Source organism: Acidiphilium sp. (genome assembly GCF_049977125.1).
GTDB lineage: Bacteria > Pseudomonadota > Alphaproteobacteria > Acetobacterales > Acetobacteraceae > Acidiphilium.
Window position 1 is genome coordinate 42,978 of record NZ_JBMFGY010000002.1, and the last position, 23,361, is coordinate 66,338.

Sequence of the window (23,361 nt, forward strand, 5' to 3'; positions counted from 1 at the left end):
GAGATGAAGCCGTCGGTGACGGCGCTGGCGACCGCGATGGATGAGGGGGTGGCGCAGGTCTGGGACGATGCGCCGCGCAACCAGGTGTTCGACTGGGCGGTGGGCGACGCGGCGAAAGTGGAGTCGCTGTTCGCGAGCGCCGCACATGTGACGAAGCTGCGGGTAGTGAACAACCGGATCGTGGTGAATTCGATGGAGCCACGGGCGGCGCGCGCCAGTTTTGCTGATGATCGTTGGACGTTGACCACCAATACCCAGGGCGGGTGGTTGTTGAAAGGCTGTTTGAGCCAGGCGGTGTTCAAGGTCGCGCCGGACCGGTTTCGGGTGGTGACGCCGGATGTCGGCGGCGGGTTCGGCATGAAGTTATTCGTCTATCCCGAGCATGTGATGGTTTGTTACGCCGCGCGCAAGCTGGGACGGGCGGTGAAGTGGAACTCCGAGCGGGGCGAAGCGTTTTTGTCGGACACGCATGGTCGCGATCATGTGACCGAGGCGGAATTGGCGCTCGATGCGGACCATAAATTCATTGCGATGAAGGTGCGCAACGTGGCGAACATGGGGGCGTATCTCTCGAATTTCGCGCCGTTCATTCCGACCATGGCGGGCACCAAGGTGTTGGCCAGCGTGTATGGCATGCAGGCGATCCATGCGCAGGTGTTGGGCGTGTTCACCCATACCGTGCCGGTCGATGCGTATCGCGGCGCGGGGCGGCCGGAGAGCAATTATCTGGTCGAGCGGCTGATCGATGCGGCCGCGCGCGAGCTTGGGGTTGATCGGGCGGAGTTGCGCCGGCGCAATTTCGTGGCGGCGTCCGCGATGCCGTATCGTTCGGCGATGGATCAGATGTATGATTCGGGTGATTTTCATAAAGTGCTGGATCGGGCGCTGGATATCATCGACTGGGAAGGGTTTCCGGCGCGGCGCGCGAAGGCGGTGGCGGCGGGCAAGCGGCGCGGCATCGGCATGGCGTATTATCTTGAGGCGACCGGCGGGGCGCCTGAGGAGCGGGCCGAAATCCGGTTCACCAGGGACGGTTTCGTCGATGTGTTCGTCGGCACGCAATCGACCGGGCAGGGGCATGAGACCGCCTATGTGCAGTTGGTGGGTGACCGGTTGGGGATCGATCCGGATCGGATTCGGGTGCGCCAGGGCGATACCGATGCGATTCCGCAGGGGGGCGGCACCGGTGGGGCGCGCAGCCTGTATTCCGAGGGCCAGGCGATCGCGCTGACCACCACCAGCATCATCGAGAAGGGGCGCAAAGCCGCCGCCGATTATCTGGAGGCGGCGATGGCGGATATTGCGTTCGAGAACGGCGCGTTCACCATTGTCGGCACCGATCGTTCGATCGACATCGTTTCGCTGGCGGAGACGCTGCACGCCGAGGGCGGCAATGCGCTTGATACCGCGGAGATCGCCAAGATCGACAAGCATACGTTCCCGAACGGCTGCCATATCGCCGAAGTTGAGATTGATCCCGAGACCGGCGTCGTCGCGGTCGTGCGCTATCTGGTGTGTGACGATGTCGGTACCATCGTGAATCCGATGATCGTGCGCGGCCAGGTACATGGCGGCGTGGCGCAAGGGGTCGGGCAGGCGCTGCTGGAGAACACCACGTATGATGCGGAGACCGGTCAGCTGATTTCCGGCAGCCTGATGGATTACGCGCTGCCGCGCGCGGATGACCTGCCGGATATCGAGGTCGAGTTCGTTGAGATCCCCTGTGCGTCGAACCCGCTCGGGGTGAAGGGCGCGGGCGAGGCCGGCGCGGTAGGATCACCGCCGGCGCTGATCAACGCCGTGATCGATGCGCTGGCGGCGGACGGCGTGCGCAGCATCGATATGCCCGCGACGCCGCAGCGGGTGTGGGAAGCGATCGAGCAGGGTCGTCACGCCGCGTGATCCATCTGCTGAAGCTCGCGGTCGGGGTGCGCGATATCGGTCATTTGACCGAGATCCAACATCGCCGCGCGCTCGTGGATGCGCCGCTGCGCCATCAGACGCGGAGCTTTCCGAAGCGGGCCGATGAGTTACGCGATGGCGGTTCGATCTACTGGGTGATCACCGGGGCGATACTGGTGCGCCAGCGTGTGCTCGATGTGATCGATGACGTCTGGGACGATGGTGTGCGTTGCGCCGGGTTGTTGCTCGACCCATCTCTCATCCGGGTGGCCGCAAGGCCGACCCGGCCGTTTCAGGGGTGGCGGTATCTCGCCCCGGAGGATGCACCGGTGGATATTTCGGATAATCAGGCGCGGGTCAGCGATGAATTGCCGGCCTCATTGCAGCGCAGCCTGCGCGCGCTGGCGCTGTTGCCATGATGGATTTAACCACATTGCGCAAGAAACTCCCGACGAGGATGCCGTGGTCACCGAAGACCGTGCCGGTAATCCGCATGACGGGCGTGATCGCGGCGCGCGAGGGGGCGATCAACCTCGATCGGTTCGCGGGGCCGCTGACGCGCGGGTTCGATGCCGCGAAAGCAGGCGAGAATCTGTTGATCCTGGCGATTGAGAGCCCCGGCGGGTCGCCGGTGCAATCGGATCTGATCGGCCAGTTCATCCGGCGCAAGGCGGTGGAGACCGGCGTGCGGGTGGTGGCGATCATTGGCGATGTCGGGGCTTCGGGCGGGTATTGGATTGCGTGCGCGGCCGATGAAATTCTCGCCAATAAAATGAGCATCGTCGGATCGATCGGGGTGATCGGTGGTGGTTTTGGCGTACATCAATTGATCCGGCGCTATGGCATCGAGCGGCGGGTGGTGACGGCGGGGGAAAACAAGCTGCGCAACGACCCGTTCTCACCCGAGCGCGAGGAGGATACGGTGTTCAACCGCGCCTTGCTCGACGACATCCACGGCGCGTTCAAATCCTGGGTGCGCAGCCGGCGGGGTAGCGCGATCGAGGGGCATGAGGATGTCATTTTCGATGGCTCGTACATGCTGGGCGACACGGCGAAGGCGCGTGGGTTGATCGATGGGTTTGGCGATGTGCGCGGCGTCATCAACGAGCGGGCGGGCGAGACGGCCAAGCCCGAGTTCATCGGGCCGAAAAAGAAGTTCAGCCTCATCCGCCTGCTCAGCCGCAGTACGGGAGCGGCGATTCTCAACGCCATGGAGGCTGAGGCGATGAGGCCGCGCATCCGGTCGTAGCTCGAGGCACGGGCCGTGCGATAGTTAATTTAAATAACGTTATATTTGAAAAACCCAACATGACGCTTGCCCACCCACGGTGGTTTCCGGCATGGTCCGCATCATCAATCAGGAGTGACCCATGGCTGAACTGCACTATCATGCGTTTCCCGAAAGCCATCACAATGCGCCAAAACATGCGCATCGTCATGAAAAACTTGCGGATAGCGAGATCGTCGAGGTGAGCGTTTATGTCAAACCGCATCCGGTGAGCACGGTGTTTGCATCGCATGAAGCGGTGCTGGCGGATCGGGCTCAACGCCATGATCCGGATATCGCGATCATCAAGGCCTTTGCCGCCGATCATGGACTTGAGGTGATCGAGGCGGATGCAAGGCGCCGGCTGGTGCGGCTGCGTGGCACCGCGGCCGCGATGAGCGCGGCGTTCAAGGTTGATCTGCATTGGTATTCCACCGATTCGGGCAAATTCCGCGGTTATACCGGCGCGTTGCAGCTGCGCTCAGACATTGCCGGCGTCGTCGAATCGGTGCTCGGGCTGGATACTCGCCCGGTCGCACAACCGCGTCTGCAACGGTTGATCAGGCCGGCGCAGGTGGCTGCGGCGACCTATCTGCCCAATCAGATCGGCGGGTTCTACGGCATTCCAACCACCCCGACCGGTCGGGGTGAGTGTATCGCGATCATCGAGCTTGGTGGCGGATACCATGACAGCGACATCTCAACCGCCTTCGGGGCGATGGGTCTGGCGGTGCCGACCGTTGTTGCCGTCAGTGTCGATGGAGCGACCAATGCACCGAGCACGGCCGACTCGGCCGATGGCGAAGTAGGGCTGGACATCCAGGTCGCTGGCGCCATTGCGCCCGGCGCGAAGTTGGCGGTGTATTTCACCCCTAATACCGACGCCGGTTTCGCCGATGCGGTAACCGCCGCAGCGACCGATGCGACCAACAAACCATCGGTGATGTCGATCAGCTGGGGCGGTCCGGAATCGGGTTACTCGGTGCAGGGACTCAACACCTTGAATTCCGCGTTGCGAGACGCTGCGACGGCCGGTGTGACCGTCACCGTCGCCTCGGGCGACAACCTCGCGACCGATGGCCAGACTGATGGTGCCGTGCATGTCGATTTCCCGGCGTCGAGCCCCTATGTGGTTGGCTGCGGCGGGACCAGTATCACGGTATCGGGCGGCAAGATCACAGCTGAAACCGTCTGGAATAACGCCACCAGCGGCGGTGGCGGCGGGATTTCTACAGTATTTCCGGTACCCTCGTTCCAATCCGGCGTGAAATTGCCTGTTAATGTCAGCACCGGCGGAACCGGGCGCGGCGTGCCTGATGTCGCGGCGGATGCCGACCCCGCCACCGGCTATCAGGTGACGGTCGATGGTCAGACCTTTGCAGTGGGGGGCACCAGCGCGGTGGCGCCGCTCTGGGCCGGGTTTTTCGCCCTGGTGAACGAGGCGCGCGGCACGAGACTTGGTTTCGTCAACCCGGCTCTGTATGCCCACGCAGCGGGTTTTCGTGAAATCACCACCGGCAACAACATCCCCGCCGGCACCACCCTCGGCTACAATGCAGGACCGGGATGGAATGCCTGCACTGGTCTTGGCGTGATGATCGGTAGCCGCCTGTTCGCCGATTTGCAGGCGGTGGGAGCCTCACCGGTCGCATAACGCGGCCACCTTAGAGCGTTATGCTTTCAGATTAACGCTCTAGCTCTATGTTTTTTCGAGCGATTTCATGCGATTATGTTGCCGCTGCCGCGTCAACTTAATCGCATATCGCTCTAACGGGTCATTGAATAATTCATTGTTGTAAGCTTCCGAACTGTATTGGTTCAAGGCGTAACGAAGGCGCCGAGGGCCAATACAGAACGGATCGATGCGGCTTTCGTGAACGAGGTGTATGACACCCGGCGTGGTTCTAGTGGTCTTGGGCCGTTGACACTTCGGCACCACCTCAACGGAAACAGGCTGTTAGGTGATTTTCACGATAAACCATCGGTATTCGATTTTTTAAACCTGCTTCAACACGGTCCGCAACAGCGAAAACATTTCGTCCAGCTGATCATCGGTGGTGATGAACATCGGTGAGAAAATCACGGTATCGCCGGCGACGCGCAGAACCAGCCCCTGTTCGAACGCTTTGCGCAGCACGGCAAAGCCACGCTTTCCGGGCGTAGTGTCGCTCGCGAGATCGGCAGCGCCGAGCAGGCCATAGCCGCGCGTATCGGTGACGATCGGCACGTCCCTCAACGCAGCGATCCGTTCGAGGAATTTTGGCGCGAGGGCGGCGGCGCGTGCGAATAAATCATCGTCGCGATAGAGTTTCAGAGTTGCCAGCGCGGCGGCGCAGGCGACCGGATGACCGGAGTAGGTGTAGCCATGGAAAAATTCGATCGTATCCGGTCCGGCAGCATCGAGGATGGTCTGCTGGATATCCTCGCGCACGGCGACGGCGGCCATCGGAATATTGCCGTTGGTGATCGCCTTGGCCATTGTCAAAAGATCGGGCGTGACGCCGAAAGCGTCGGCGGCGAAGGCATGTCCGGTGCGGCCGAAGCCACAGATGACTTCGTCGAAGATCAGCAGGATACCGTACTTGTCACAGATCGCACGAAGACGTTCGAGATACCCCTTGGGCGGCACCAGAATGCCCGTCGACCCGGCGATCGGTTCGACGATACAGGCAGCGATCGTATCGCCACCGTGCAGATCGACCATACGCTGCAAATCATCGGCAAGGTCGATGCCGCCATGGTCACCCTGGCCGATAACGAAGCGATTCGGCTCGATATGAGTGTGGCGCATGTGTGAAACGCCTGGCAAGCCAAGGCCGAACGCATCGCGGTTTTTCACCATGCCACCGACCGACCAGCCGCCGAAATTGACGCCGTGATAGCCGCGCGCGCGACCGACGAAACGTTGGCGTTGGCCATGGCCGCGCACCCGGTGATATTGGATCGCGACCTTCATCGCCGATTCCACCGCTTCGGACCCCGATCCCGCAAAGAACACCCGGTTCAGACCCGCCGGCAGCATTTGGGCGAGTTCATGGGCGAGGCGGAACGTGCCGGGTACGCCGTATTGGAACGGCGGGGCATAATCGAGTTCCTCCAACTGCCGCGTCACCGCTTCGCGGATTTCGCGACGGCCGTGACCCGCCGGGGTGGTGTAGAGGCCCGAAACCGAATCGAGCAGTTTTTCGCCGGCGGTGTTCCAGTAATGCACCCCCTCGGCACGGGCAATGATGCGCGGCGAGTCTTGGAATTGCCGATTGGCGGTGAACGGCATCCAGTGATGGATCAGCGGATCATTTGAACGGGCGGCGGACGGGCTCATTTCGGTGTCCTTGATGCAATTCCCTAGCTTAATATTATTAACGTCATTATCGCAAGCATGATTATAATCGGCGATCTTACGGTTCTCACGTTTAATATCCTCATCATTGGGTCTTTAGCGTGCAACCATGCCCTTGGCGTTCGATCCTCACGGCTTTAAAAGCGTTTAATAAATCAGGGACAGGAGAGAAGGTCATGAAATTATTTCGGCACGGCGCGGTCGGGCATGAAAAACCCGGAATTCTCGACGTGGCCGGCGTGAAGCGGGATTTATCGATGCATCTGGCCGCGCTCGACGGGGCGGCGCTATCAACCGAGTCCTTGGCGCGCATCGCCGCGATCGACCCCACCACTCTGCCGCTCATATCCGATGCCGTGCGCATCGGCGCGCCGGTGCCGCGACCGGTCAATTTCATCTGTATCGGTCTGAACTATGCCGATCACGCCGCCGAAACCGGCGCCAAGATCCCGAGCGAACCGATTGTGTTCATCAAGGCCGGCAGCGCCTACTCCGGCCCGTTCGACGATGTCGTGATCCCGCGCGGCTCACACGAAACCGACTGGGAGGTTGAGCTTGGCGTGGTCATCGGCACCGCCGCCTCGTATGTCTCAGAGGACGAAGCTCTCGCCCATGTCGCCGGCTATTGCGTGATCAACGACGTCAGCGAGCGGGAATACCAGACCCGCCGCGGCGGCACATGGGACAAGGGCAAGGGCTGCCCGACGTTCGGCCCAACGGGACCCTACCTCGTCACGCGCGATGAAGTGCCCGATCCGCAGAACCTTGACCTCTGGTGTGAGATCGATGGCAAGCGCATGCAGAACGGAAATACCAGAACCATGATTTTCAGTGTCAGAACCCTGGTGTCCTACGTCAGCCGGTTCATCGCGCTCATACCGGGTGACATCATTGCAACCGGCACGCCCCCCGGTGTGGGCATGGGGGTCAAGCCCGATCCGGTCTTCCTGCGCCCCGGCCAGACCATGAGGCTCGGCGTGGCCGGTCTGGGTGAGCAGATGCAGCATACGATCGGTGGATAATCGTTCGTTAATCTCCGCTCCTGTTGTCGGCAGGAGCGGGCTGACGTAAAGGCGGGTCATGCGCCGAATTCTGATCCCCCTCGTGTTTGTTCCGATCGCCCTCGCCGGCTGTGCCGTGCCTGGCCGCAAGATCATCTCTCCCTATGCCGATGCGCCATCGTTGGTCGATGTTGCAGCGTTGAGCACGTTCAACGGCCAGTTACCGCTGGTGACGATCCCGCAGGGCACCGAGGCCTGGGCGCCATCGGTCAAATATGCCGTGACCGAGGCCTTGAAAATTAATCCGAAGGCAAAATTCAGGGTCTATGTCACAGGTCCGACTGCGGCGATTCCAAGTGATACCGAGCTTGCGATGGCCAGACTCGCACCCGAAGCCGCTCAGGTGGCCGATGCGATTGCCGCGGATGGTGTGAGTCCGCCGAACGTGTCGCTCGGCGCTTCAACGGCGCTGCCGCATGTTCCGGCACCGGCGGGTCCGGAGATCGTGGTCTTCGCGAAATAATGGCGCTCGCGGCCGCCGCGGCGCCCCTGCTGCGGCGATTTGCGCCCGAAACCGCGCATGATCTGGCGATTGGCGCCCTGCGCTACGGTATCGCCGGTCACCAGCGTATCACGCCGGACCCGCGGCTCGCCGTCGCCGCCTTTGGGCGCATCTTAAGCCATCCGATCGGCCTTGCGGCGGGGTTTGACAAGAACGCGATGGCCCTTAACGGGTTGGCACGGCTGGGCTTCAGCTTCATCGAAGCCGGCACCGTCACGCGCCGCCCGCAGCCGGGCAATCTGAAGCCGCGCCTGTTCAGGCTCGACCAGGATCACGCCCTGATCAACCGGATGGGTTTCAACAACAACGGCATAGATGCCTTCACCACCGCATTGCGCCGGGCGGACCGACGGATCGCCCCGATCGGTGCCAATCTTGGACTCAACAAGGACGGCGCAGATCCGCTGATCGATTATCCCACATTGGTCAGGGCGGTTGCTCCAGACGCCGATTACATTGTGATCAACGTCTCTTCTCCCAACACGCCGGGGTTACGGGATTTACAGGCGGTCGATCGGCTGGGCGGGATCCTGGCGGCCATCGCGCGCGAGGGGGCGCCACACCCTGCCTTGTTCGTCAAACTCGCCCCCGACCTCGATGAAGCGATGCTGCCCGATTTGGTCGCGCTCGCAATCGAGCATGGCCTCGCCGGGCTGATTGTCAGCAACACCACGCTTGCGCGTCCCGCCAGCCTGACCAGTGCCGCGCGGAGCGAGGCCGGCGGATTATCCGGCGCGCCGTTATTTGCCCGTTCGACCCGGATGCTGGCCCGTGTGCGCCTGCTCGCCGGCGATCGGCTCACGTTGATCGGTGTCGGCGGCGTGGCGACTGCCGAACAGGCCTTCACCAAATGCCGCGCCGGCGCCGACCTTGTGCAGATCTACACAAGTTTCGTTGCCCAAGGTCCGGCGGTGATCGCCCGCATCGTCGATGGTCTGGCCGGTCTGCTCGACCGCTATGGCTGTGCCAGCCTTGCAGGAATCACCGGCCGGGACGCCGATCGTCTGGCGGAACTCGACCCATGAGCCTTGCCGATCTTGCTGCCGCCTACGATGGTTTCATCGTCGATCTCTGGGGGGTGGTGCATGACGGGGTGCGCCCCTATCCTGGTGTCGTCGATGCGCTGGACAGGTTGCGCGGCGCCGGCAAGCGGGTGGTATTTCTCTCGAACGCACCGCGCCGGGCTTCGGCGGTGGTTGAGTCACTTGCCGCCATGGGCATCGCCCCCGGTACTTACGACGGCGTGATGACCAGTGGCGAAGCGGTGCGCAATGCTCTGATGGCCCGCACCGATCCCGATTTCAGAAATCTGGGTTCCCGGTTCGTCCATCTCGGTCCGGCGCGCGATCGTAATCTGTTCGAGGGACTCGGACTGATTGAAGTGACCACACCGGATGCGGCCCAGTTCATGCTCAACACCGGTCCGGACGATCTGGCGGCGCAGGACGATCCGACCGTGTTCGATGTCCTGCTGGCGGAATCACTCAAGGCCGGGTTGCCGATGGTCTGCGCCAACCCCGATCTCGAAGTGATCCGCGATGGTCAGCGCATCATCTGTGCCGGCTTGCTGGCGCAGCGCTATGAGAGTTGGGGAGGTCGGGTGATCTGGCGCGGCAAACCGGACCCAGCGGTTTATGCCCCCACCTTGGCGCTGCTGGGCACGGCACGGGAGCGTAGCGTGGCGTTCGGCGACTCGCTGCGGACCGACATTGCCGGCGCGAAGGCGGCGGGCATCGCCTCGGTGCTTGTTCTTTCGGGAATCCATGTCGCCACCCCCGAACAGGCCCGGATCGACTGCGCGCAGGCGATGCTCGACCCTGTCGCGATCATGCCGGGGTTCATCTGGTAAGGGTTTCGTGATACCGCGCACCGCATGACAATTCGTGTTCGCTTCGCGCCATCTCCCACCGGCATGCTGCATATCGGCAGCGTCCGAACCGCCCTGTTCAATTTCCTGTTCGCCCGCCACCATGGCGGTGAATTTCTGCTCCGCATCGAGGATACCGATACGACGCGGAGTACGCCCGAAGCGACCCAGGTGATTTTCGACGTGCTGAACTGGCTGGACCTCACTCCCGATCAACCGCCTGTGTTCCAGTCCACGCGGTATGTTCGCCATCGCGAGGTTGCCGAAGCGATGATCGCGGCCGGCACCGCTTATCGCTGCTACTGCTCGCGCGAGGAACTCGCCGCGATGCGCGCCGAGGCGGACGCCGCGAAAAAACCCTTTCGCTATGATGGCCGCTGGCGCGATCGCGATGCGTCCGAAGCACCCGCCGGTGTCGATCCGGTCATCCGGCTGAAAGCCCCGCGCAGCGGCGAAACCATTGTTCATGACAAGGTGAAAGGCGAAGTGCGGGTGCGGAACGCCGAGCTTGACGACATGATCCTGATCCGTTCGGACGGCACGCCGACCTATCTCCACGCCGTCGTGGTTGATGATCACGACATGGCGATCACCCATGTCATCCGCGGTGACGATCACCTGACCAACACCTTCCGCCAGGCGCAGATTTACGACGCGATGGGCTGGACCCGCCCGGCGTTCGCCCATCTACCGCTGATCCACGGCCCCGACGGTGGAAAATTGTCGAAGCGCCACGGTGCGGTATCGACAATGCAGTTTCGTGACGAAGGTTATCTGCCCGAAGCCCTCTGCAACTATCTGCTTCGTCTCGGCTGGGCGCATGGTGATTCGGAAATTCTGTCGCGCGACGATCAGATCAAATTGTTCGATCTCGAGGGGGTCGGGCGCGGTGCCGCCAAAATGGACTATGCCAAGCTTTTGCAGGTCAACGCCGTCTGGCTCCGTGCCGCCGATCCCGATCGGCTGACCAGGCTGGTGATCGACCGGATCGAGGCAGCACGGGGTGCGAAAATCGGCACGGTGGCGGCGGGGCGAATCGCCCAGATGATGCCGCGTTTGCAGGAGCGGTCCCGCACCATCGCGGAACTCGCTGAATCATCGATGTTCCTGGTCCATGAGGTGCCGCTGCCGTTTACCGAAAAGGCGGCCGCGATGCTGACCGACGACGCGCTGGACGATCTCTCGGCCATGCTGCTCGATTTTGCGAAAACCGACTACACCGCCCCGGCACTCCATGCGACGATGGTCGCCTATGCGGAGGCCACCGGCAAAAAACTTGGCAAGGTCGCCGAACCGTTGCGTGCTGCGTTGACCGGCAGCACCATCAGCCCACCGATCGACGCGGTGATGGCAGCACTCGGTCGCATCGAAGTCGAACGTCGTATTTTTGCCACACTCGCCGATTGATCAAATTCGCATGATCTAGATCAAGGTCTGCAACGCGACGGTCGCTAAACCGCTCAGGGTGACCGGTACAGTCTCGTATCGGTCGATCCAGAAGGATAAGGTGACGATGCGTAAGACGATGGCCGGAATCGGCATGGTGTCCCTGTTGGCGCTCTCAGCGCCGGCATTCGCCCAGTTGGCGCAGCCGACCGGGTTTCAGGCCGGCGATCTCATGGTGCGATTGCGGGTGGATGGCGTGCTGCCCCAGAACCTTTCGAGCAACGTCTCGGCGATCGGCGGCAAGGTCGACGCGTCCAACACCGTGATCCCCGAGATCGATCTTTCCTATTTCTTCACCCCGAACATCTCGGTCGAGGCGATCGCCGGTACGTCGCGCCATAACATCTGGGCCACCGGCACCTCGCTCGGCACTGTCAAGGTCGGCAGTGTGTGGGTGCTCCCGCCCACCGTCACTGTGCAGTATCACTTTGGCGGCATGGGCAATTTCGTCCCGTATGTCGGTGCCGGCGTCTCACTGATGCTGTTCTATGATTCGCATACCGCCAATGACCTGAAGGCGCTTGGACTCGATACCGTGACCTATCGCACAGGTATCGGCCCGGCGATCGAAGCCGGGTTCGACTACCATCTGCAAGGTAACTGGTACGCCAACTTCGTTGTCAAACAGACTTTCGTCGCCACGCGCGCCAGTATTGGCCATGGCGCCGTGATCGCCCATACCGACCTTGATCCGACGATCGTCGGCGCAGGTATCGGCTACAGGTTCTGAACAGACGCTGGCGCCGGCCGCCCACGCGGCGACCGGCGCCTCGCGACTACAGATTAACCGCTCTGAGCCCGGCTTCCGGATAGCGTGCGCCGGCGGCCTTGCCCGGTGGCATCAGGCGATCGATCGTCGCGAGATCGTCGGCGGTCAGTGTTACATCGAGAGCGCCGACATTCTCATCAAGGTAGCGGCGACGCTTGGTGCCCGGGATCGGCACGATGTCCTCGCCCTGGGCGAGCACCCAGGCCAGCGCCAACTGGCTCGGCGTACAGGCTTTGGCGGCGGCGAGTTGCTTGACCTGATCGACCAGTTTGAGATTGAGGGCGAAATTCTCACCCTGAAAGCGCGGGTTGTTGCGCCGCCAGTCATCGGCTTCGAGGTCGTCGGGCCTGGTGATGGCGCCGGTGAGGAAACCGCGCCCGAGCGGAGAGTAGGGCACGAAGCCGATCCCGAGGTCGCGCACAGTGTCGAGCAGTTCGCCTTCGGGGTCGCGCGACCAGAGCGAGTATTCAGTTTGCAAGGCGCTGATTTTATGTATTTTTGCCGCACGCCTGAGCGTCGCCGGGGAGGCTTCGGACAGGCCGAGATGGCGGACCTTGCCGGCTTTGACCAGTTCGGCCATCGCGCCCACCGTGTCCTCGATCGGAACGTTCGGATCAACCCGGTGCTGATAGTAGAGATCGATGGTGTCGATACCGAGGCGCTTGAGTGAGGCATCGCAGGCGGATTTGACATAGGAGGGCTTGCCGTTGACGCCCAGGCGCTTGCGATCCGCTGAAAATTCATTGCCGAATTTGGTCGCCAGCACGATCGCGCTCCGATTGGCCTGCACGAACCTACTCAGCAACATCTCGTTGTCGCCCATGCCGTACATGTCGGCGGTGTCGAAAAAAGTAATGCCGTGCTCCAAGGCGCGATCGAGCGTGGCCAAGGCTTCCGCCTCGTCACGGCCGGCGTAGAAATCCGACATGCCCATGCAACCGAGGCCAATGGCTGAAACCGTAAGTCCGCCGAGAGTGCGGGTTTTCATGATGATTCTCCTGCGTGATCGACCAGGATATGAGCGTGAGGCGGGCGCGAGAAAAGGCGTGGGCCAATGATTGCTCTGATTAGAGCGATATGCGATTAAGTTGACGCGGCAGCGGCAACATAATCGCATGAAATCGCTCGAAAAAATATAGAGCTAGAGCGTTAAGCTGAAAGCATAACGCTCTAGGCCTCGCATGACGCCATGATGACATGGCAGTTCCGCCCCTGCCGCTTGGCTTCATACAGCGCGCGATCGGCGCGACGGAGTGTCTCCTCGATACTTTGGCCGATCTGGTGATTGGTCAGCCCGGCTGAAAAAGTGATCTGATCGAGGCCCGCGATCTGCCAGGTTTCCGCCAGGGCGAAATGCCCGCGCAGGCGACAGAGCGTTGCCTCGGCATGAGCCAGGCTGATCTCGGGCATCACCATAACGAATTCCTCACCGCCCCAGCGGGCGAACAGGGTGCCGGCACGTAGCACGTTGGTGGTCTCGGTGGCGAAATGTTGCAGCACCGCATCGCCGATCGCGTGGCCGCGCGTGTCATTGATCCGCTTGAAATGATCGAGATCGATGATCGCGAAACACAGGCTGGCACCGCTGCGCTCGACGCGGGAAATGATGTCTCGCGACCATTGCACCGCGTAACGGCGATTGGGCAGTCCGGTCAGCTCATCGCTGGTGGCAACGACCTCGGCACGTTCCAGCGCATCGCGCAGCGCACGGCGCTGCCGGCGCAGATCAATCCGGGACTGGCTCAGCACGCCAGCGATGAAACCGATCGCGGGTAGAACCCCGATCGTGAAGGCGATATGAAATCCTTCGACCACCGGTGAAAATTGCCGCGGGTCGATCAGCGCGGCGCCCGCCATGATGGGAACAAAAACCGCCACTGAAAACCAGCCGAGCTGGCGGCACCGGCGTGGTGACAATGTGAAGGACCCATATTGAAGCGTCAGGGCAACGATCATCAGCAACATGCCCTGCGTGTGGTGGTTCACCACATAGGCGAGCGCCAGCGACAGAATGGCATAGATCATTTGCGGCATGTTGAGCGTCGGTTCACTGAACCTTGTGCTGAAGCCACTGCGGATCAGGATATAAAACCCAACCTCGCCGACGATGGCCTCCGTTGTAACCAGGGTTGCACCCGATGCCGACGACAGGTGCAACCAGACGGCGACCCATTGTCCGATCAGACAGAACGCGTAAATCAACGTGGACACCAGCGTTAGCGTCAGGCCGGCCCGCATCCGCCGCTCAGTACCGAGCAGCAGAGCTGAGACTGATTCTAACGTGAACCTCGGTATCCGAGACATCTTCGGAGCTTTGCAATCAATTAATTCGACAGATCATAACAGCATCGTTACGCAGTATTCAATCGCGTCAATCGAAGACTCGTAAGTGAACAGCCGGTTTTACAGCCTCGACGATCGCAAAAAACGGATTTCGATTCGAGACCGATATTGGTGCGGACCTTAACCCGGTGTTTACCTGACGCGCGTAATGCGTGGTGTGTCCGGTACAAATTCAGGTTCACCCGCGTGCGCGATTGATGTCATCCCAACCACCACTCACGACGACCCCGCGATTGTCGCTGATCCTCGGGACCGAATACCGTCAGCGTCTCGCCCTGCAAATGATGCTGTCGGCCGCTGTGATCTACGGCCTGTGTCTGCTTCAGCTCTGGTATGCTGTGTTGACGGGGCTGCCCGTGCGTGGTGCCGCGGTCCTGATCACCATCATCGACGTGATCGGTCAGATCGTGTTCTATGTGGCGATCCGTAGCGGGTTTAGCCGCCGCTTCGCGGATCAATCGATCAGCCTGCCGCAAATGGCGCTCGCAATCCTGTCGCTTGCGTACTCGTTCATTTTCTTTGCGCCTCAAAGCGTTGGCCTGCCGATGTTGTCGGCGCTAGTCATCCAGTACGGCGGTTTCAGATTAACGCCGCGGCAATGCCACGCCGTCGGCTGGATGACGGTTCTGGTCTTCGGCATCGCGAGCGTCTGTGCCAACTGGTACGATCCGCGCCATCTGCCGGTCGGGCAGGCCGCGACCGATTTCTTCTTTTTCCTGATTACCATGCCCATGATCGGCTTCGTCGCCGCATCGCTCAGCACGCTGCGGTTGAAGCGCCGGCAGGAGCGCGCGGAGCTGCGCGACGCCCTTGCCCGGGTGCAGCAACTCGCAACCCGCGACGATCTGACCGGACAGCCTAATCGACGCTACGCCCTGGAGTGGTTGGGTCGCGAACTCGGTCGCCGTGAACGGCGGGGCGGTCGCCTGTGTTTCGCCCTGATCGATCTGGATCATTTCAAATCCATCAACGACACTTACGGACACGACGTTGGCGACGAGGTGCTCCGCAGCTTCGCCCGCGCCGCGGACGCCGTGCTACGGGCCGAATCGCTGTTTGCGCGCTGGGGTGGTGAAGAATTCCTGCTGATCATGCCCGATGCCACGGTAGCGGAGGTCACGATGGCTGTGGAGCGGTTACGCGCGGAATTCACCCGCTCCAGAACCCATCCCGCCGTGATGTTCTCTGCCGGCATTTCCGATCACCGGTCGGGTGAAGCCATCGAAGCCACTCTCCGCCGCGCCGATCAGGCGCTTTACCAGGCCAAGAACCAGGGGCGGAACCGTTCGGTGCTGGCCGCGTGAGCGACGGTCAGGATAGAGCGATATGCGATTAAGTTGACGTAGCAGCGACAACATAATCGCATGAAATCGCTCGAAAAAACATAGAGATAGAGCGTTAGGCTGAAAGCATAACGCTCTAGTGCCTGACCGGCGTCATCCAGGGATCAGTCTCCGGACCGGTCGGCCAGTACACGGCCGGCGATCGCGTCGAGCCGGGCGACGGCTTCGGGATCGCGCGCGGCGGGAGGCGTGATGATCGCGAAGTCGAGCGCATGGTCGCAACCCGCGCTGCATCGATGGCGCACGCCGCCCAGGTCCGGTACGACACTACGCACCAGCGACCGTGCCTTGTCGGCGTTACCGAGCAGGACTTTGACCACCTGATCCACCGTGACGGCATCATGCTCTTCGTGCCAACAATCATAATCGGTCACCATGGCCACGGTCGCGTAACAAATCTCGGCCTCGCGCGCGAGTTTGGCTTCAGGCATGTTGGTCATGCCGATGACCGAACAATCCCAGCTTCGATACAGGTTGCTCTCCGCCCGGGTCGAGAACTGCGGACCTTCCATCGTCAGATAGGTGCCGCCGCGGGTAACGGGCAGGTCGAGGCGTCTTGCGGCGGTTTCCAGCGCCGCGCCCAGTCGGCCACAGACCGGATCGGCCATCGAGACATGGGCAACGCAACCAGTACCAAAGAAGCTCTTTTCGCGTGCAAAGCTACGGTCGATGAACTGATCGACGATGACGAAATGCCCCGGCGGCAAATCGGCTTTCAGGCTGCCCACCGCTGAAAGCGACAAAATATCGGTGACTCCGGCCCGTTTCAACACATCGATATTGGCGCGGTAGTTCAGATGGCTGGGCGAGAGTTTATGGCCGCGGCCGTGGCGCGGCAGAAATACCACCGGGACACCTTCAAGTGTGCCGAACAGCAATTCGTCCGAGGCGTCGCCCCATGGACTTGCGATGCGCTCCCAACGCTGATCGGTCAGCCCTTCGATGTCGTAAAGCCCCGAACCGCCGATAATGCCGATCACCGCTGCACTCATGATGGTTTCCTTTTGCGTAATGTAAGATAGCCGACCATGCCAAACACGACCAGAAACGCGATTGCCCGTTCCATGATCGATTTTCGCCGATCGAGCGTCGGGTCGGCGGTCCAGGCAAGAAACGCCGCGAGGTCGTGCGCCAGGATGACCGGCGGGACCGGTTTGCCATCGGCCTCGATCACCGTGCCACCCGACAGCGGTGGATGGGCGGGCGTCACCGCTGACGGCGCAGTCACCAGGGTCATGACCAGCGCGGCACCGTTGCGATGATCCGCCTCGAACAGCGAGAGGTCCGGTGCAAGCGAGGAATACGACCGATCCTCGGTCAGCAGGGTGGCGATGGTCGATCGATCGAGGCCGAGGCGGCGCCACTCGTCCGGCGTCACCAGAGCGAGCGTGTGGCATCGGGCGCAATCGGCCTCGAACGCGGCGAAGCCGGTTTGCAGGTCAACGCGATTGAACCCGCCGTACCACGGTGGCCAGGCCGACGGCGTGGCATCGGCGCGGGCAGAAGCGATGGCCGCCAGAACAAGGAGCAAGGACAAGGCGCTCCGCATCAAACCCGCCGGCGGGTGATGCGCGCGGGTACAATGTGCCGCGGTTCCAGACGTGTGACCACCGGGGTCACCACTATCAAATGGGCGAAGCACCAGATCGTCGCCGCATCGATCACAATTGGCCAGATGCCGCGTGACGGCTGTGCCGCGGCATAGCCGAGCAGGGCAAGATCGAGCGCGAACAGGATCACGAACGCGCCATACACCGGTCGGTAGCGCGCGCTGGCAACGCGGCCGCGATCGAGCCAGGGCAGCGCGGCAAGAAGTCCCAGCGCCAAAAAGGTCAGCGCCGTGCCACCGGCCGGGGTGATGCCCGCGCGGGCGAAGCCGTGAAAGACCAGCAGGTACCAGGGCGGCAGCGGCCCCATCCGCATGGTGAACGGACCAAGCCGCGCCGGTCCGGTGGGATAGCCCCAGCCGGGTGAAATCAGCATGATCAAGGCAAGGATCACCGCGAACACGATGAACGCGAGGAATAATCGCGCGTTGTAGGATGATTGCGGCACGAGGTCGCGCGGATCGAGCCCTGCGATCCCGTCCGGATTGGCCGGCGGCGCCATGCGCGAGGCGACATAGCCGAGCATCGCGATCAGCAGCACCAGAAACCCGATCGCGATATGTGTCATCGCCATATGCGGCAGGCTGGTGGCTCCCAAAGTCGGGCCACCGCGGAAATCCAGCGCGATCGTGGGGCCCAGCAACGGGATGGCGGCAATATGCTCGGCCATGATCAGCATGGCCGCCCGTGAGGCCGGGCTGCCAGTCATCGCGTAACCGAAGAAGCCAATCACGAGAAAAACGGCAAAACGCACGACTTCCAGGATCCATGCGAGTTCGCGGCGGTTGCGGTAGGTGGCGAAATAAAGCCCCTGGAACAGGTCGAGATAGACGACGCCGAACAGCATGGTCGCACCGTCGCGATGCAGATCCTCGATCAACCAGCCGAACGGGACCGTGCGGGTGTAGATCACGATCGAGAGAGCGGCGGCTTGCGGCGTCGGTGTGTAGGCGAGGCCGAGCCAGATGCCCGTAATGGTCAGCACCGCGAGTGCCACGGCGACCATGGCGGCGAAGGACCAGGCGAAGGGTAAATTGGCGGGCACCGGATGATCGCGCCAACCCACCCGATACCACGCCGCAAGCGGCAGGCGTGCCTCGATCCAGTTGATCCGAGACGGCCGTTGCCTCATTTCAGGATGAGCGCATCGGCAGCAGGGGAGGGGCCGCGCCTGGGCCGAGAGCAGCGAGGAACGCGTAGCCGAGCGCGAGGGCGCCGAACATGGCCAACGCAACGAACAGCATCGCCAGTATTCGCCGTGTCGCGTTGCCGGTATCGCCCGCCATCTCCATGCGCCCTCCGCCTGTTCAGCCCTTCGTTCGCATGGCGGCAATCGGGTGAAATTTCAATACCGCGCGAATCGGCTATAGTCGCTACATGAGCGATTCCGTCACGACGATCCCCCATGAAGCCCTGAAACCCGCCGCTAAAACCTGGTTCGCGACATTGCGCGACAGGATCTGCGCGGCGTTCGAAGCGATCGAGGATGATTACACCGGCCCGCTGCGCGATCGCCCCGCCGGTCGATTCGTCCGCACACCCTGGACGCGAGAGGCGGATGGCAAGAACCATCTCGACGGCGGCGGCGAAATGGGGGTGATGCGCGGCCGGGTGTTCGAAAAAGTCGGGGTCAACATCTCGGTGGTGGGCGGTAGGTTCAGCCCTGAATTCGCCAGGAATATCCCTGGCGCGGCTGAAGACCCCCGGTTCTGGGCGGCAGGGATCAGCCTGGTTTCCCATATGCACAGTCCGCGCGTTCCAGCCGCGCATATGAACACAAGGATGATCGTGACCAGCAAGGGTTGGTTCGGCGGCGGCGGCGACCTGACACCGTTGCAGCCCGGCACCGCGGCGGCGCTGGAAGACGCCGCCACGTTTCACGCTGCGTTCCAGCGTGCCTGTGAGGCGCATGATCCGGCGTATTATCCGAAATTCAAGAAATGGTGCGACGAGTATTTTTTTCTACCGCATCGCGGTGAAACCCGTGGCGCCGGCGGGATTTTCTATGACTACCTCGAGAGCGATCCGGATGCCGATTTCGCCTTCACCCGCGATGTCGGGCTGGCATTTCTCGAGAGCTACCCCGCGATCATCCGCCGGCGGATGAACGATAACTGGACGGCCGAGGAGCGTGAGGCCCAGTTGATCCGGCGCGGGCGATATGTGGAGTTCAACCTGCTTTATGATCGCGGCACGACGTTCGGGTTGAAGACCGGCGGCAACACCGAGGCGATTTTGATGAGCATGCCGCCCGAGGTGAAGTGGCCGTAAGGTCAGGGTGATCGTGGCCACCTCTGGGCAACCATGCGTGACCGGATCGGCCCGCCGCATCGCGCCGGCTGCGCCGCGCGACGCTCAGCCTCGATCCGGCATCACGCGGCGTGCGGTCAAAAGCTGGTCGCGCAGTGCGTCGGCATCGTCACCGCCGAGCGTCCCGAGTGCCGCAATGGCGGCATCGAACGCTGTTCCGCCGGTGGCAATGCCGAAATATCCCTGCGCGAGGCATCGCATCGCCGGCTCATCATCGAACAGCCACGCGGCCTCGCTGAACGCGGCGGCGGCGGCGGCGTGGTTGCCCTGCGCCAGATCGAAGGCACCGATCAGCCAGACGGCGTTGCCCCGCTGCACCGGTCCTTGGTCGAGGCGGGCGACGATGCTGGCGGATTGCACGGCAAGATCGCGCCCGGCGGCGAGTTCGGCCGGGGTCCGGACGATGCCATCCGCCCATCCCGGCCAGATATCGGCACTGGCGTTGTAGCTGATCCGCATGCACGCTTTCAAAATCTCGACCCGCGCCGCGTCCGCCGAAACCTCGGCCACGGCGCCAAGCTGCGCGAGGGCCCGTCGCGCCGTGGCAATCAGTGCCGGAATATCGCCCATCCTGCGCGCCTCGTTCACCTCGGCCTCGATCGTCCGGGCCGATTCCGCGCCGCTCATGACAGCTCCGGCGCGCCGCCGCCCAATGGCGCCCGCTCGCCGATCATGGTGTCGCGCATCACGAATTTTTGAATCTTGCCGGTCACGGTCATTGGAAATTCATCGACGATGCGAATGTGACGGGGAATTTTGTAATGGGCGATCTGCCCCTCGCAGAACGCCAGAATCTCGTCCGCGGTCAGGCTCTCCCCTGGCGCCGGCTTGATCCAGGCGCAGGGCACTTCGCCGTATTGATCGTCCGGCACCGCGAAGACCGAGGCGCCAGCAACCTTCGGGTGGCGGAACAGAAATTCCTCAACCTCGCGCGGATAGATGTTTTCACCGCCGCGGATAACGATATCCTTGCTGCGCCCCACGATCGTGCAATAACCCTCCTCGTCGATCATGCCGAGATCGCCGGTATGCATCCAGCCGGCGGCATCGATCACCTCACGGGTCTTCTCTGCCTGATCCCAGTAGCCGAGCATCACGGAATAGCCGCGCGTGCAAATCTCGCCGCGCGCGCCGACCGGCAGAATACGCCCCTCGGCATCGATGATCTTGACTTCGAGATGAGGATGGATGCGCCCGACCGTGGCGACCCGGCGTTCCGGTGTGTCATCGATCGCCGATTGGAAACTGACCGGCGAGGTTTCAGTCATGCCGTAGCAAATCGTGATTTCGGGCATATGCATCCGCTCGATCACGCGGCGCATCACCTCGATCGGGCAGGACGTGCCGGCCATGATGCCGCCGCGCAGCGAGGTCAGGTCGAATGTGTCGAAATCCGGCCGGTTCAATTCGGCGATGAACATGGTCGGCACGCCATACAAATGCGTGCAGGCCTCCTCGGCAACGGCCGCGAGCGTGGCACGCGGATCGAAGCCTTCGCCGGGATAGACCATCGTGGCACCATGGGTGATCGCGGCAAGATTGCCCATCACCATGCCGAAGCAGTGATAGAGCGGCACCGGGATGCAGATGCGGTCGCCCGCGCGCAACCCGATACCCTCGCCCACGAAAAATCCGTTGTTGAGGATGTTGTGGTGCGACAGCGTCGCCCCCTTCGGCGCGCCGGTCGTTCCCGAGGTGAACTGGATGTTGATCGCGTCGTCGAATTGGAGGGCATCGCGCCGATGCTCAAGGATGCGGCGGGCGGCATCGGTCGCGGCGGCGGCGATGTCGGCGAAGCGGATCATGCCGGCAGGCGCGGCATCGTCGCCGATCACGATGCGCCAGGCCAAATGAGGCAGGCGCCCGGCCGGAATGCTGTCGAGCATGGCCACATAGTCGCTCGATTTGAAGCGTCGCGCCAGCACCAGCGCCTTGCACTGAACGGCGTTGAGCACGAATTCGAGCTCCGCCGTGCGATAGGCCGGATTGACGGTGACCAGGATCAGACCCGCCTTCGCCGCGGCGAACTGCAGCACCGCCCAGGCGACGTTGTTCGGTGAAAAAATGCCGATGCGGTCGCCGCGCTCCAGACCGAGCGCGATCAGCCCTGCGGCACAATCATCGACCATGGCATTGAACCCGGTATAATCGAGCCGCACGGCGTCTGAGCAGGCGATCAGGGCGTCGCGTGTCGGGTGATCCTGCGCCGCCCGTTCGAGCGCGGCGCCGATGGTCATGCCGAGACGCGGGATATGGCTCAATCCCTGGACGTAGCTCATGATCATGGTTGACCTCCCGTTCCAGCGCCAGCCTAGCCGGTTTCGCCGCTGATCGGAACCCTCACCGCCTCAGCTCCGCGACGATGGTCCCATCAGCGTGAGCGTTCCCGCGGCAACCGTGACACCGAGCGAAAAACCGGCGATCGTGTCCGAGACGAAATGGAAATCAGCACCGATCAGGCCGATCACAACGATAACGATCAACGCCCCCCACAACACGCGGTAGCGTGGCACTAGCATCCAGAGCACGGCCATTGGTGCTGAGATCGCCGTGGTGTGGCCCGACGGAAACGAAGCATAGCTGCTGCCGCCATGGAACGGAAAGAACCCGAACACATGATCGTTGATGAACGAAGGATGATTGTGAATGCCCGGAAACGGGTAGGATTCCGGCCAGACCCGCCCGAAATCAAATTTCAGCTGATTTTTGATCATGATCGCAATCAACGTCGCAACCGCAACCGTCAGCACGAGACGACCGGTGGAACCCAGTGTCACGCCGGCCCATCGCGCGAGCACGATGGCGATCAGGCAGCTCGATGCCAGAGGTGGCGGAATATTGGCGATCCCGGCCATCGCCATGAAAGGAAGCCGGTCATGCACATGCGATGCCATGAACAGCGCCACCGGACGGTCGATATAGGAGATCGATACCATGATCAGCCCGGCGGCCACGACCGCTCCGGCCAGCGCCCGGCGCAATTTTTCGTTCACGCGAGTGCCAAGACCATCAACCCGTTCCGACACCAACCCCCATCCCATCAAATTCCGGCCGCCACCGCCGGACAACCATAGGCGGGCAAACGGACCAGCGCAAAGTCACGTCGCAGTAGCGCACCCGCAAGCCTGAAGCCGCGATATTTTCATCCCTCGCGGCAACGCGTCAGCGGTGCGACCAGGGCAGCCCCTGATGCTTCCAGCCGGCGACATTGCCGCGATGGCCGCGCTGATCATGCGGTCCCTCGAAACCATCCTTGATGTTATAGACATGCCGGTAGCCGGCATCCCGCGCGGCGTGAGCGGCGGCGAGGCTGCGGCCACCGGTGCGGCACAGAAAATAGATGTGATGAGTGACCTCCACGCCGGCTTCCTTCAACTGATCGAGGAACTCCGGGTTGGGCTGCATGGTCGGGAACACCTGCCACTGCACCGGGATGATCGGCTTGCCGGTCTGCGAAAGGTCGGGCATGCCGACGAAATGCCACTCCGCCGTTGTCCGCACGTCACACAGGACGGCGTCAGGGTTGCTCATCAACGCTTCCCAGACGAGTTTCGGCGCCACATCGTCAATCATGATTTCCTCCATTAAGATGGCCATGTCGCCC

General features: G+C 62.3%; 23 protein-coding genes. 12 read left to right on the plus strand and 11 right to left on the minus strand.

Features of this window, described 5'->3' with window-relative positions:
- The 4 genes from ACP5E6_RS00645 to ACP5E6_RS00660 form a co-directional block, all read left to right on the plus strand.
- On the plus strand, positions 1 to 1,902 hold a 1,902-nt coding region (locus ACP5E6_RS00645), incomplete at its 5' end, for a xanthine dehydrogenase family protein molybdopterin-binding subunit (protein WP_427950268.1).
- Positions 1,899 to 2,321 carry a DUF1489 family protein gene (locus tag ACP5E6_RS00650; RefSeq protein ID WP_427950271.1) on the plus strand — a complete coding sequence of 141 codons (423 nt, stop codon included), beginning with the start codon at positions 1,899 to 1,901 and terminating at the stop codon, positions 2,319 to 2,321. The genes ACP5E6_RS00645 and ACP5E6_RS00650, both read left to right, overlap by 4 nt.
- The gene (locus ACP5E6_RS00655; RefSeq protein WP_427950274.1) at positions 2,318 to 3,151 is read left to right on the plus strand and encodes a S49 family peptidase; all 834 of its coding nucleotides are present in this window, start codon (positions 2,318 to 2,320) and stop codon (positions 3,149 to 3,151) included. Before ACP5E6_RS00650 ends, ACP5E6_RS00655 begins: the two co-directional genes overlap by 4 nt.
- 121 nt (positions 3,152 to 3,272) lie before the next feature.
- Positions 3,273 to 4,823: a S53 family peptidase gene (locus tag ACP5E6_RS00660; RefSeq protein WP_427950276.1), complete on the plus strand. Its 1,551-nt coding sequence runs from the start codon at positions 3,273 to 3,275 to the stop codon at positions 4,821 to 4,823.
- Positions 4,824 to 5,165: 342 nt separating this feature from the next.
- Here ACP5E6_RS00660 and ACP5E6_RS00665 read toward each other — a convergent pair whose 3' ends face one another.
- Positions 5,166 to 6,491, minus strand: a complete 1,326-nt coding sequence (locus ACP5E6_RS00665; RefSeq protein ID WP_427950278.1) for an aspartate aminotransferase family protein — start codon at positions 6,489 to 6,491, stop codon at positions 5,166 to 5,168.
- Between the two features lie 194 nt (positions 6,492 to 6,685).
- Here ACP5E6_RS00665 and ACP5E6_RS00670 point away from each other — a divergent pair, with 194 nt between their 5' ends.
- The 6 genes from ACP5E6_RS00670 (at position 6,686) to ACP5E6_RS00695 (ending at position 12,115) form a co-directional block, all read left to right on the plus strand.
- Positions 6,686 to 7,531 carry a fumarylacetoacetate hydrolase family protein gene (locus tag ACP5E6_RS00670; RefSeq protein ID WP_427950281.1) on the plus strand — a complete coding sequence of 282 codons (846 nt, stop codon included), beginning with the start codon at positions 6,686 to 6,688 and terminating at the stop codon, positions 7,529 to 7,531.
- A gap of 58 nt (positions 7,532 to 7,589) precedes the next feature.
- Entirely contained in the window at positions 7,590 to 8,033 is a 444-nt protein-coding gene (locus ACP5E6_RS00675; RefSeq protein ID WP_427950283.1) for a hypothetical protein, read from the plus strand.
- Positions 8,033 to 9,097, plus strand: coding sequence for a quinone-dependent dihydroorotate dehydrogenase (locus tag ACP5E6_RS00680; protein WP_427950286.1), 1,065 nt, complete (start codon positions 8,033 to 8,035; stop codon positions 9,095 to 9,097). Before ACP5E6_RS00675 ends, ACP5E6_RS00680 begins: the two co-directional genes overlap by 1 nt.
- Positions 9,094 to 9,921, plus strand: a complete 828-nt coding sequence (locus ACP5E6_RS00685; protein ID WP_427950289.1) for a TIGR01459 family HAD-type hydrolase — start codon at positions 9,094 to 9,096, stop codon at positions 9,919 to 9,921. Before ACP5E6_RS00680 ends, ACP5E6_RS00685 begins: the two co-directional genes overlap by 4 nt.
- 24 nt (positions 9,922 to 9,945) lie before the next feature.
- Positions 9,946 to 11,346, plus strand: coding sequence for a glutamate--tRNA ligase (gene gltX / locus ACP5E6_RS00690; protein WP_427950292.1), 1,401 nt, complete (start codon positions 9,946 to 9,948; stop codon positions 11,344 to 11,346).
- Positions 11,347 to 11,452: 106 nt separating this feature from the next.
- Positions 11,453 to 12,115 (plus strand): OmpW/AlkL family protein, encoded by a 663-nt coding sequence (locus ACP5E6_RS00695; protein WP_427950295.1) that lies wholly within the window; start codon positions 11,453 to 11,455, stop codon positions 12,113 to 12,115.
- A gap of 46 nt (positions 12,116 to 12,161) precedes the next feature.
- Here the strand turns inward: ACP5E6_RS00695 and ACP5E6_RS00700 are convergent, their stop codons facing one another.
- Both ACP5E6_RS00700 and ACP5E6_RS00705 read right to left on the minus strand, forming a co-directional pair.
- Positions 12,162 to 13,142 carry an aldo/keto reductase gene (locus tag ACP5E6_RS00700; RefSeq protein WP_427950298.1) on the minus strand — a complete coding sequence of 327 codons (981 nt, stop codon included), beginning with the start codon at positions 13,140 to 13,142 and terminating at the stop codon, positions 12,162 to 12,164.
- 182 nt (positions 13,143 to 13,324) lie between these two features.
- Positions 13,325 to 14,365, minus strand: a complete 1,041-nt coding sequence (locus ACP5E6_RS00705; protein ID WP_427950301.1) for a diguanylate cyclase domain-containing protein — start codon at positions 14,363 to 14,365, stop codon at positions 13,325 to 13,327.
- 329 nt (positions 14,366 to 14,694) lie between these two features.
- Between ACP5E6_RS00705 and ACP5E6_RS00710 the strand changes: the two genes are divergently transcribed.
- Positions 14,695 to 15,801, plus strand: coding sequence for a diguanylate cyclase (locus ACP5E6_RS00710; protein ID WP_427950304.1), 1,107 nt, complete (start codon positions 14,695 to 14,697; stop codon positions 15,799 to 15,801).
- A 143-nt stretch (positions 15,802 to 15,944) separates the two neighbouring features.
- On the opposite strand, the gene ACP5E6_RS00715 is transcribed toward ACP5E6_RS00710, so the two are convergent.
- The 4 genes from ACP5E6_RS00715 to ACP5E6_RS00730 are packed head-to-tail and all read right to left on the minus strand — an operon-like array spanning position 15,945 to position 18,739.
- Entirely contained in the window at positions 15,945 to 16,832 is an 888-nt protein-coding gene (locus tag ACP5E6_RS00715) for an S-methyl-5'-thioadenosine phosphorylase (RefSeq protein ID WP_427950306.1), read from the minus strand.
- Positions 16,829 to 17,371 (minus strand): cytochrome c1, encoded by a 543-nt coding sequence (locus ACP5E6_RS00720; protein WP_427950309.1) that lies wholly within the window; start codon positions 17,369 to 17,371, stop codon positions 16,829 to 16,831. Before ACP5E6_RS00720 ends, ACP5E6_RS00715 begins: the two co-directional genes overlap by 4 nt.
- Positions 17,372 to 17,388: 17 nt before the next feature.
- Positions 17,389 to 18,579: a cytochrome b N-terminal domain-containing protein gene (locus ACP5E6_RS00725; protein WP_427950312.1), complete on the minus strand. Its 1,191-nt coding sequence runs from the start codon at positions 18,577 to 18,579 to the stop codon at positions 17,389 to 17,391.
- Between the two features lies 1 nt (position 18,580).
- Positions 18,581 to 18,739 (minus strand): hypothetical protein, encoded by a 159-nt coding sequence (locus ACP5E6_RS00730; RefSeq protein WP_427950315.1) that lies wholly within the window; start codon positions 18,737 to 18,739, stop codon positions 18,581 to 18,583.
- A gap of 85 nt (positions 18,740 to 18,824) precedes the next feature.
- On the opposite strand from ACP5E6_RS00730, the gene hemF reads away from it, so the two are divergent.
- Positions 18,825 to 19,718 carry an oxygen-dependent coproporphyrinogen oxidase gene (gene hemF / locus ACP5E6_RS00735; RefSeq protein WP_427950318.1) on the plus strand — a complete coding sequence of 298 codons (894 nt, stop codon included), beginning with the start codon at positions 18,825 to 18,827 and terminating at the stop codon, positions 19,716 to 19,718.
- 84 nt (positions 19,719 to 19,802) lie between these two features.
- Here the strand turns inward: hemF and ACP5E6_RS00740 are convergent, their stop codons facing one another.
- The 4 genes from ACP5E6_RS00740 to ACP5E6_RS00755 form a co-directional block, all read right to left on the minus strand.
- Positions 19,803 to 20,384: a hypothetical protein gene (locus ACP5E6_RS00740; RefSeq protein ID WP_427950320.1), complete on the minus strand. Its 582-nt coding sequence runs from the start codon at positions 20,382 to 20,384 to the stop codon at positions 19,803 to 19,805.
- On the minus strand, positions 20,381 to 22,042 hold the full coding sequence (locus tag ACP5E6_RS00745; protein WP_427950323.1) for an AMP-binding protein: 1,662 nt from the start codon (positions 22,040 to 22,042) through the stop codon (positions 20,381 to 20,383). Before ACP5E6_RS00745 ends, ACP5E6_RS00740 begins: the two co-directional genes overlap by 4 nt.
- A gap of 63 nt (positions 22,043 to 22,105) precedes the next feature.
- A complete protein-coding gene (locus ACP5E6_RS00750) occupies positions 22,106 to 22,750 on the minus strand; it encodes a phosphatase PAP2 family protein (RefSeq protein WP_427950326.1) in 645 nt (214 codons plus the stop codon).
- A 169-nt stretch (positions 22,751 to 22,919) separates the two neighbouring features.
- Positions 22,920 to 23,330: a rhodanese-like domain-containing protein gene (locus ACP5E6_RS00755; protein ID WP_427950329.1), complete on the minus strand. Its 411-nt coding sequence runs from the start codon at positions 23,328 to 23,330 to the stop codon at positions 22,920 to 22,922.
- Positions 23,331 to 23,361 lie beyond the last annotated feature (31 nt).